Origin of the sequence: Rubripirellula lacrimiformis (assembly GCF_007741535.1) — a bacterium.
Classification (GTDB): Bacteria; Planctomycetota; Planctomycetia; order Pirellulales; family Pirellulaceae; genus Rubripirellula; species Rubripirellula lacrimiformis.
In genome coordinates, this window is record NZ_CP036525.1 from 3,730,876 (window position 1) to 3,742,258 (window position 11,383).

Below are 11,383 nucleotides of genomic sequence, written 5' to 3' on the forward strand. Positions count from 1 at the left end.
AACGTCGTCAGCGCTGAACGGCTTGGCGATGAATGTGTTGGCGATGAATGTGTTGGCGGCGGTTTTGCGTTCATGCGGTTCAGGCAAAAAAAAACGGCGAGGCAACCTCGAAAGGTTGTCTCACCGTTTGTTTTCAAAAACCACGAGAGAAACTCGTCACCGTGTCCACGCAATCCCACTCGACGTTGACACAGATCCGAACCGCTCAGCTTTGTCAGAGCCTCGTCGCAACAAGGCTCCTAGCACCGGATCAACCACACTGCTGATCCTTGCCGGTAATGAAAGGGATCGACCGATTTTGCCGCCAGCTCGGATCGTAACTGTCGAAACGGTCAACCGAGTTGGTTCGCGTGACTCGTGGCGCGGTTAAGTCGACTTTGACGGTTGGTGGTTTTCGGTTCACCGAATCGCCGTGACCGTCCGGACAGTGCCTAGACCCGCAACCCACGCAGTTTGAACGCGCCAGCCGTCGCTAACCACGCCATCAGGGGGTTGGACCTGGAACGACGACCCAGGCTGCCCAGTACTTCAGGAGCCCGTGGACCATGTCGCCGCTGGATGCCGTTTAGGGCGGCGAAACCGGGACTAACCGGCCGGTTTGTTTTTAGGAAACGGGCACGGCAAACCGCTGGTCCGTCGCGGCTTACCGCTTCAGCGATGCGGGGAACCGAAAGAATCGGTCGTCGAAAATATTGTCGCTGGTGTACCAGGTCGAACCGTCCGGGCGTCGGTACATCTTTTGGGTCTCGTCTTTCGACAGTGGGCGGGCCCCCACACGACCGAAGACAGCGATCTGATTGCCACTTTCGTCGACTGCGCGATCGCGGTCCATGCCGCGGCTGATCGCAAGCGCGTGCCCATTCTTGGGCAGCTGATAAGACGCGACCAAGAACGGTATCGGGCGTGGACTGAAACCGTCGTTGCCCGGCACTTCCGGACTGGTCAGTTGGATCACCCGCAATCCGTTCTTTCCGTCAGCAACGTAGGCGAACTGAGATACGTTGGTGATCCCCAATTGGACGTCGTGCGCGTCGTTGATGCACCCATCGGCGTCGTACATCTGGTCGACCCGAGCCGCCAATGGGTTCTCGATATCTAGAATCGCTAGACCGTGTTTGCCGGCGGCAACGTAGGCATAGGTGCGAGCCACGTAGATGCCGTGGGCGTCGTCCAGTTCGACTTCGTGAACGACATGCGGATGCGCCAGGTCGTGGGTGTCGATCACCTTCACGCCGTGGTGATCGGTGACAAACCCGTACCGGAATTGGACGGCCACCTGATGCGGGTGGTCCAGTTCGTCGTGTCCGATGACGTGAGTCACCTTGGGGTTGGTTGGATCGTCTAGATCTACCACCACCAAGCCACTGGCACAGCAAACGTAGGCATAGGTGCCAACGATCGAAACAGATTCCGCACCATTTAGGATTCCATCCGGATTGAAGGTCAGTGCCCGTTCCAGAAAATTGTTCAGTGGGTTGCCGTCCAACAGCGTTCCGGCACCGACCAGAATCAGGCCTTCTTCGCGATCCGATACGTACAGGTATCCGTACAGCGGGTGAACGGCAGATTCTTCGTTGGTGGGGTCCTGCAGTCGCGTCGGGTCCGGCGCGATGGTGGTTGGTGCGGCGACTCCCGTAGCGAACTTGGTGCGAACATAAAGTCGTTGGCCAAGCGGCGAAACGGGCGCGGTCGTGATCCGTTCGCTGAAACCTTTGTGATCGATGAACGCGATATCAAAGACTCGCAGCCCGCCTTTGCCACAGGCGGCGTACATGTATTCACCGCGGTGCTGCAGATCCAGGATCTCGGGTTTGCGGAATCTCAGCGACAGGGCTTCGATGATGTCACGGCCGGGATGTTCGTGCGAATGTTCGAGTTCACGATCGTGATGGATGTGCTCTTCGAAGTTTTCGGGATAGGCGATCTTGTGCAACGAACTGCCGATCACCGCTTGCGGTTCCGTCGTTTCGGTCACGACGACCGCTTCGAATCCATGTTCACCGGCGGCGACGTAACAGTACTTGCCGATGAAGTTGGTGAAGCCGGTGCCCTGCATCATCAACTGAGCCATGATCGCATTGTTGTCGTTGCGTCCGGACAGGTGACAATCAGTGCACGACTTGGTTTCGTAAACTCCGGACAATCCGTGGTCCGATTCGTTTTCCCAACCGGCACCGCCGCGAACGGTGTGCGGCACGTTGGTGCTAAACGCGATGCCCGACATGCCGTCGCCGGAAATCGTCTGTTGCTGGGTGTAGATGGCTTCCCGGTTGGCGTTGTAACTGGTCACGTGGATCGCGCAACTGCTTCGCGCCGGACCGATCCGGTTTCCGGTCACGTTGCCATCGCGGGCCAGCATGAAGATGTCGTCACGCAGGGTTTGGAAGTTGTAACTGGTTCGGTTTCGTGTCATGTCGCCCGTGTTGTGCAGTTCGGGTGACTTGATGTTCGCTCGCTGCGGCAGGTGACAACCGAAACAGCTTGGGTTCCAAGAACTGTGGCAGGTGATGCATGACATGTTGTCATTGCGGTGGGCGCAATTTGCCAGATCCTGGGGGCTGGTTCCGCCCCATTCCACTTGGCCGGCCTCGTTCAACCGAACCGATTTCGCCGCATGGGAACGTGGGTTGTATGAATCACTGTTGGGGCGAACCGTATCGGCGGTCTGCACGACTTCCCAATACAGATCCGGTTCGACGGTCGAACGTTGGATCAATCGTGGCTGTTTCCCAGGCTCTCGCAAGACTTCGAACCGCGGTGTGTTGAAGGTCGTTCGCAGCGCCAACAGGTTGGTCCCACCGGGACGTCCGTCGGCGGCCGGCGGTGCGGCTGGGCCGCTGGTTGGCAATCGCGGTGCCTGGCCGGCTTGGATTTGCGCTTCGATTTTTTCGACCAACGATTGTTCGGCGGTACCGTGACAGTCGATGCATTGGATTTCGATCGCGGCACGGACTTCGCCGTATAGTTTTCCGTTGCCATGGCTGTCCTGGTAATAGTGACAGTCGGTGCAGTGCATGCCCTTTTCCATGTGGATGTCCATCAGATGGACGGGCGCATCGGGGCGACATTTTCCGTTCTGCTTCTCCGCTGGGCTGGTCGGTGCAACCGATTGCCGAAGGTGCACGTTTTCGACGTGATCAAGCTGTTCGTTACGCCAATCCAACAGGGTGCCGTCACGATTCTTTTTGAACACCGCTCGGTATACCCAGCCGTGTCCGTGGAAGTCGGCGAATTGAGTGTGTTCCAGGTGCGGGTTCAGATCTGTGACGTTGGCCAAAAATTCGGGATCCGACCAATGTCCCCTTGCGGCCGCCTCGTTGGGATTCGATTCGGTCGCGCGAATGTAGTCCTCGGCCGTCAAATGTTTTTGTTCCTCGGGGTACATCAGTTCGCCGTCGGTTTCGTTGTCCCACCACATGTATCCCAGATAGCTGTTCAGCACGTTCGTTCCGGGGTGGATGTGACACACCATGCATTGGCTGGTGGGCATCCGTAGTTCGAACTTGTGCTGGATCGGGTGCCCGGGTTGGTCCTTGCGGATCATCGGATCGATGAACTGAACCCATTCGTCTCTTTCCGCCGCTGCGGTGCCACCGTTGCCGTATTTGGCTAGGAACCCGCTGGACGTTTCGCTGCGGTCGTTGGCATACAGAACGTGGCAACTGCTGCATCCGCTGCTGCGATAGTCACCGGGGTGGTCGTTGGTCCCAAGAAAGTTCAGTGTCGGGTCTAACAGACGTGTTTTGGCCAGACCGATGAACACCGGATCGGTACGATTCTCCGTACCCAAACCGCGGACAGACAATCTTTCGCGTGGGCGGCCGGGTTCTTCCAAGACTTCGGGGATGCCCACTTCGGCTTTGAAACGGCCACCGCGTTCGAAGATCCGCAGCACGTTTCCGGGCTGGGACACTTGATAGGGGATCAGCGGCTGCAGAAACGGCAGCACGCCTTTTTCCCGCGTCTCTTCGACCGTCGGCGGTGGGACCGTTTGCATGATCTGCGGTGCCCCGTTCATCGAATAGGATTCACCGTACCGAGCGTACTTTTCATCGGTGCCGCCGTTGTTGTACAGGGCTGCGCCCCACAGCATGCATCCGTGTGTCATCATGCTCTTACGCATCTGCAGCACCTCGTTGGCATGGCACTGACCGCAGGCGATGTGCGCAACCCGCAGGTCACCGGGGTTCATGAACCGGATGAAATCGGGTGATTCATGGTTCAGCAGTGTGTAGCTGCGGACCGGGTTCGCGCTGTCTTTCCACGCGGCCGGAAACTTGGGCCAAACATGTCCACCTTGGATGTCGAATTTGGATGCGTCGCCGCCGTGGCAATCGGTGCATCCAATGTTGACGCTGTTGATCGGGTGCATGTGCCCGACGTCGGTGTGGCAGTGGATGCAGCCTTCGCTTTTGATAAACGCATCACCGGGCGTCTGCCGCATTTGATCGACGTGCCGAAGGTCTTCGGGAATCGGGTACGACGGGTTGTCGGCGACTCCCAACCGGCGGGCTAAATCCCAAGGATCATCGCCGCGGCGGCCCACATCGGGTTCTTTGGCGCCGGCAGGTCCTGGCGCCGCTCCGTCATCGGACACCAGTCGTCCGTGGTAGGTTGGCGGCAGCGGGATTCGATTGGGGGGAACCACCGCACCGGGCAACAACCCGTTGGGCGTCGGATACGGACCCAGCGGTCCGCCTGTCGCTGTCGGCATGGGGCGATCGCCCGGTGGGAAGGCGGCCGTTTGTTCAGACGCTGCGTTGTTTGCGCCCGTGCGTGCGGCGACGGCGGTGGCATCCGAATCGGTGCCCGTTGGGGCCGCGTCGTTGGCATCGCCACCGCCAAATAGAGCTCGCAGTTTTGCGATTCGTTGGACCGGCGATTGAGCGCGGGCGTCGCTGGTGAAGAACAGTGGCAGAACTAGAAACAGAGCAACGATGGTCAGGACAAATCGTTTCATGAATCCGTTCTTTTGCGGCGGGGCTGGCTTCGCTAGTACTCCAACACCAGTTCCAGGAAACCGGCGACGTGGTTTCGCGTATCGCCTTCGAGCGTGCGGAAGAGATCTTCGAACCCTTCCCCCGAAATCAATGTTGCCAAACCACCCAAAACCAACACGTTGTTGTTCAACAGCGGACGCCATTCCAGGCCCGTGCTGATGTCCGTTCCGATGAACTTGTCCACATCATTGACAAACAAGTAAGTCTCCAAGACCTCGGTTTCGTCGAACCACAGCAAATTGAGGTTGTTGATCGTCTTTACTCGGGGGGTAATGTCCGCGTCGAGACCAAGATTGAATAAATGCAGTCCCGGGTTCACGAAATTCGTTTGTCCCTGGAACTTCGTGTTCCGCATATTGGCCCCCAAAGCCTCGCGATTCGTCAACTCGACGCCAAACAGGCGTACCGCTTGACGCCCCCAAAAGCTGAACTCTTGACCAGCAAAGTTGGGTTCCGGAAAAATCGCATCAAATCCGGTCGCGGTGTCGTCGTTGGGGTCGGAATCGCCCGAGTTGTAAAAGTACGAAGTCCGAAACCGCACCCAATCCCGGTCGTAGGAAATCTCCGACGCGAACATGTACGCGCTGATATCCACCTCTTTGCCCGCGATCGGATTCAGGTCGTCTTTGCCGAACACGTAATAGAACGCGTTGCTGAAGTTGTACCGTTCGCAGTGACCATTGTTGGCGCAACCAAAGTAGTACGACTTGACGTCGTGTGGGATCGCAACACCGACCGGATCTGGACGCACCAGAAAGTTGTTGCGATCAAATTCTTCCGTCGCTTGGTCGTGGTTGGCGTGGAACGATACGTTCGCGACATTCCCGGGGTACAAGAAGTCTTGGCGATAGTAGTTGGCGATCCAAGTGTTCTGATGACGGTCGTCATCCAGTCGGTTCAGCAGACTGTTGGTGTCCTTTTCGGTCTGGTCAAACCAGATCAGGTTGAACTGATCACGATTGCTGTGCCGGGTCCCGAACAGGCGAACGCCGCGGTTGATGTCGTTGAAGATGAAGCCGCGAAAATCGCTGACGAACAATTGGCTGCCGGCACGTACGGAAGCAAAGTCGTAGTACGGGCTGATGTCAGCCAGTTTCAACTCAAAGAACCACTCCTGCAGCGCGACGTCATTGCGATTGCGGTTCAGCCCGTCACGAACGTCGGGGCTGACGACGCCCAGTTCTTCGGCGCGAAAGTTGTTGGTGTTGAAAACCAAATCGGCTTTCACACGCCAATCCACCGGCTTGGAGAACGTGTTGCCATGGAACAGGTCAATCGCGATCGCCGTGTTTTGGATCACCGATACCGAGTCGGGATCGCCGAAGAACTCGGCCTGCCCGGGGTTCCGAGTCGATTCGAATGGAGTCGTGGGGGTCGGCAATTGGCGGGCTTCGATCAGCGTTTCGCTGATGCCGGTAATATTTAAAAACGTATGTTGTCCGATGATCGGAAAGTCACCCTTCCACACGTTTTGATTGAACGGATCCCACCAAGTTCCTTTGACGCCGGGGTAGTCATCCATCACCGGATGCTGTCTCCCGTATCGATCCGAATCCTGTTGCCCCAGACGCCAACGGTCTTCGACGGGGATGAAGTGGCTGCTGGATTGTTGCTCGGTCGGCGCTATGCCCGAGGGACCGGTGAATCCGTAGGGGAAGTCACGACGGTGTTTCAGTAGCGGCCATGTGTGGTCTTCGCCAGCCGCGATCGGCGGCATCCGGTCGGCTGGCTGACCCGCATCTCTTAACACATCGGGACGTACCGTTTCGCCGTCCCAGGTGACGTCGGATGGTCGGATGTCTGACAACAATTCGCCGAACGACTTTGTCGATGGGCGGTTCTCGGGCGCCGGTGCGGTCGTCGGTGTCTTGTTGGTGACCGGTGTTTCAGCAGGGACCGGGACTGTGTCTTGGATCTGGGCGGGGGACGACAAATGCATCCGGATGCCCGTGGATTCGCCACCGGTTTGGATCGTGTGCGATGAGTTCCCCGTGGTGGTTGAATGATCGTTGGATGCGGAATTCAGCGATGGTCCCTGGATCAACCATTCTCGCAGCTCGGAACCGCGATGGGTTTCGGCTTCGGATCTCGGTGATTGGGCAACGACGCTGCGACACGGCGCCATGTGCAGCCACATCATCCCCAACGCGGCTGCGACAAGCGGCAGCATCTTTCGTTGAAAGGGATGAAATCGCATGTGAATCGGGCTACCCGAACTGGTCATCGATGGATGCCTTGTCGGCGACCGCTGTTGCTCGGTCGCCATCAAGACCTACTTGCAGGAATGCCATCTGCGAAGTGCAGTTGGCGTCCTTCCCCCTACTTAGGATGTCAAGATATATCGACCGGGGGTGCCTTGCGGCTGGCATTGAATATTCCGGTTATTCCAGTTTTGTCGGTTAAGCTGACAGCTTTCCGCGACGCGGTCGTTAAACGGGGTAAGCGAACTAAGATGGGTGGGCCCCCGCGGTCGGGGTTTGCCTGCACAATCGGAGCTATCCCACAGTGGCACGGACTGCCCGACCGATAGAAAGGGTAGTCCTGGTGATTTTGATCGCTCCTGTTTCGAATCCGCATGGTTTCATTTTCTGCGGTTCGATTTGGCGAGTTTCGATTCGGGTGGTTCGCCAGCCTGACCCGATCGGATCCGCTGGTCCGCCGATATTGGCGACGGCGTCGTTAGGCGATGCCGCCGGATGAATCGTTCCTTTTAACAAACTATTCGAGTCATTCGATGTCCATTGGCCGCCGCAACCTAAGCCGAAAACCACGCAACCATCGACGTGGACTTCGCATCGAGTCGCTGGAAAAGCGACAGATGATGGCCGGTGATCTCGGATCGCTTCACAACGCCGCGATGCCCAGTGACGTCAACGGTGACGGCGATGTCACGCCGATCGACGCCTTGAACGTCATCAACTATCTGAGCCGCTTGTCGTCGCCGGAGGGTGAGTTCGGCGCGCCCGCATCGGCGGACGACGGGATCAAGATGGTGGACGTTGACAACAGTGGCAACGTGACGGCGCTGGACGCGTTGCTGGTCGTCAATGACCTGTTGATCGAAGGGGAAGACCCGCCGCTGAAACCGAGCGAGTTGAACGTCAATTCGTTTTTTGATGCCTTTCCAAAGGCAGCGGAGGTCGACTCGGTCTTCGCGGCCAACTTCAACAATGCCTTTGAAGTGGGTGGTTCTGAAAACGAATTGCAGGCTGCCGACGTCGATACACTGCTGTCGCGTGCATCGGCCGCCACTCGCAGCAACGATGGGATCATCGCCGTGGTGGACCGCAACGGCACGATCTTGGGTGTCCGTGTGGAAGAGGGCGTCTACGCGTCGCTGCCGAAAGGTTCCAAGGAACTTTCGTTTGCCATCGACGGTGCCGTAGCCAAGGCACGAACGGCGGCGTTCTTTAGCAGCGGTCAAGCACCGTTGACCAGCCGCACCATCCGTTCGCTGAGCCAATCGACGATGACACAGCGCGAGGTCCAGTCGTCGCCGGTTGCCGAACAAGGGGAATACCAGGGACCGGGGTTTGTAGCGCCGATCGGGGTGGGGGGGAAGTTTCCGCCGGAGGTCAATTTCACGCCTCAGGTCGACCTGTTTGCGATCGAACACCAAAGCCGAGATAGCCAACTGCACGCCGGTACGAACCAGATCAAGGGCGATGCCGACGATTTCACTTTGCGAACTCGTTTCAACGGTGACCCAACCTACATTCCCGAAAGTGCCGAAGACTTCTTCCAAACTTGGCCAGAATCGTATGGCGTTCAGACCGAAACCGACTTCGCTGCCCAGTCACGCGGTGTGGCCACCTTGCCCGGCGGCATCCCGCTGTTCAAAACCGTCGTCGACTCCTTCGGAAACGCCGTCACATCGCCAGTCAGCGATTCGATCAATCTGGTCGGCGGCATCGGAGTGTTCTTCCCCGGTGAAGATGGGTTTGCATCGTACGAACAGGGGTTCGTTCGCGGTATCAACCAAAGCGAAAAGACGCGGACCAATGCGGACAAGGTGTTGGAGGCCGAGTTTGCGGCCTTCATCGCAGCGGCTGGTCAGCGCATCGTCGTTGGCGATAGCAATTTCAGCCGAGACCTGCGTGAGTTCAATCAAAATCTGCCTGAACTGGAACGGTTCGTGCTGCCAAACGGACGCATCGATCTGGTCGGCATCACGCTGGAAATCTACGGACCCAATCCAACGCGCGAACATCGCATTCCCGGGATCGATCGCTTGATCGAGATTGGCCGTGCCAACTTTGGCGGCAACGGATTCGTGTCCGGGGAACTGCAGGTTGTCAGCCCCGGCGGCGACCTTTTGTTGGACGGTCGACCCGTGCCGGAGGGGTGGCTGATCGCGCCGCATGATTCGCAGGTTGATCTGGGGCTGACGTCCGAGATTGTTGACCAGATTATCAATCAAGGAATTCGCGAAGCCGAGATCACTCGCGCGGCAATTCGGTTGGACATCGACAATCAGTTCCGGCCCGGCGCACGCACGGCGATGGTGATGGCGGTCACCGATTCGACCGGCGAATTGCTGGGGCTGTATCGGATGCCCGATGCGACCGTGTTTTCCATCGACGTCGCGATCGCGAAAGCTAGAAACGTTGTCTATTACGCCGACGCGACCGCGGGCGTTCTGCAGGATGCCGACCGCATCGATTTCAATGGCGACGGTGTCTTTGGAACCATCAGCACATCTTTGTCGAACAATGCCGGCGACACGCTGCCGGTCGGCACCGCAGTCACCAATCGAACGTTTCGGTTTTTGGCCGAACCGCGTTACCCCACCGGCCAAGAGTTGCCAGCGAATTCGGCCGATGGCTTGAACAAGGTTGATCCGCTGTGTGAACAGAAACCGGAGATTTGTCGTTTGATCGCGCCGCAAAGCATCTTACGCCTGCCCGGCATCAATCCGATCACGGCCGAAAACTTAGGCGACGGAATTCCGTTGGACATCAGCGTCTATCGCGATCCCAATTCGCCGGCCGTGTTGGCGTACGATGCGTTCAACATCGGACGCAACTTCCGTGACCTTGGGGACGCCGAGGTGAAGATCCACGGGACCGAAATCCTGCAACCGCTGGCCAACCAGAACGGGATCGTGTTCTTTCCGGGCAGCACGCCGGTGTACCTGGACAACGACGCAGAGAAGTTGGTCGGCGGCTTTGGCGTCAGCGGTGACGGAGTCGATCAAGACGACGTGGTGACATCCGCCGGACAAGTCGGGTACGCCGCACCGGCTTCCATCCGTGCCGATCAGTTTCCGGTCGCCGGCGTCCGATTGCCATTCCAAAAATTCAATCGTGACCCACGCGGCTAGGCAACCGCCATTGACGGGGCGGCGGCATTCACTCGTCCTGCCCATTTGCTCGTCCTGCCCATTTGATAGTCCGGCCCATTTGCTAGTGCGGCCCGATCACTAGTCCGGTCCGATCACTAGTCCGGCCCGATCACTGGCGTTGCCCATTGATTGGCCAATTCCAAGCGTTAGCCAAGCACGATCACGAGCACTACCGCGGCCGTCAACAGGACGGCGCCCGCCAAGCGAGTGAACAGGACGCCACGACTCAGGTGCGCTTCGTTGCCTCCGAACCGGTGGGCAACCCACCATGCCAACGTCACGCCCCACAATCCACGCAGGGCAAACACGACGTTGACTCGCGCGGCGTCGCCAAAGATGGCCAGTGTCAGGATGATGCAAACTGCTTGCGCGGCGACCAGGCAAACACCGGGTACCAGAAACTTGGCAATCTTCGGATCCCGCACGCGATCCCACTGGACCCACGGAACCAGTGCCATCGACAACAGTCCGACGCACCAAAACAGGATCGGCAGTAGCCGTCCGAATCCCCAGTCGGGGGAAAACGTCTGGACCGACACGTCGAAGGTCGCGTAGGACATCGCGGCGGAAACCGCCAAAGCGATTGTGATCAAGACACGTTTGGGATCGCCCCGACCGGTCCACTGAATCAATCCGATGCCGGCGGTCGCCATCACCGCGGCGTACCAGACCGAATTGGGAAGCGGCGTGTGCCCGATCGTGGTGACCAGCATCGCGACCAACAGAACCTTCACGCCGAACACGGGCGTCGCGATCGAAACGTCGCCTCGGCTGATCGCCAAAAAGGTGAAGGTCAATCCCGACAGGTACAGGATCGCGACCATGACCGGCTGCCACATCCGATTCACGTCGATCGGCTCGCCACCGAACCACCACAGCACCGAGAAGACGATGGCTGTTGCCTGATTCGAAAAGAACAAGGTCGTGATTGTGCTTGCGCCCGCATCACCGGCGCGTTTGACCAAGATCAATCCGCAGACGAAAAGGATACTGGCAAGCAAGGGGAGCAGAAGGTGCATCCGATCAGGATACCGGCCTT

4 protein-coding genes are annotated in these 11,383 nt (G+C 58.3%); 1 reads left to right on the forward strand and 3 read right to left on the reverse strand.

The features are described from left to right. Positions 1-643 precede the first annotated feature (643 nt). Positions 644-4,960 carry an LVIVD repeat-containing protein gene (locus K227x_RS13175; RefSeq protein ID WP_246146775.1) on the reverse strand — a complete coding sequence of 1,439 codons (4,317 nt, stop codon included), beginning with the start codon at positions 4,958-4,960 and terminating at the stop codon, positions 644-646. Positions 4,961-4,992: 32 nt separating this feature from the next. After that, entirely contained in the window at positions 4,993-7,266 is a 2,274-nt protein-coding gene (locus K227x_RS13180; protein ID WP_218933984.1) for a hypothetical protein, read from the reverse strand. Between the two features lie 468 nt (positions 7,267-7,734). Between K227x_RS13180 and K227x_RS13185 the strand changes: the two genes are divergently transcribed. Next, positions 7,735-10,323 (forward strand): heme-binding protein, encoded by a 2,589-nt coding sequence (locus K227x_RS13185; RefSeq protein WP_145170069.1) that lies wholly within the window; start codon positions 7,735-7,737, stop codon positions 10,321-10,323. 167 nt (positions 10,324-10,490) lie between these two features. Here the strand turns inward: K227x_RS13185 and K227x_RS13190 are convergent, their stop codons facing one another. Beyond that, complete coding sequence (locus tag K227x_RS13190; RefSeq protein ID WP_145170071.1) at positions 10,491-11,363, reverse strand: EamA family transporter; 873 nt, start codon at positions 11,361-11,363, stop codon at positions 10,491-10,493. Between the last annotated feature and the right edge of the window lie 20 nt (positions 11,364-11,383).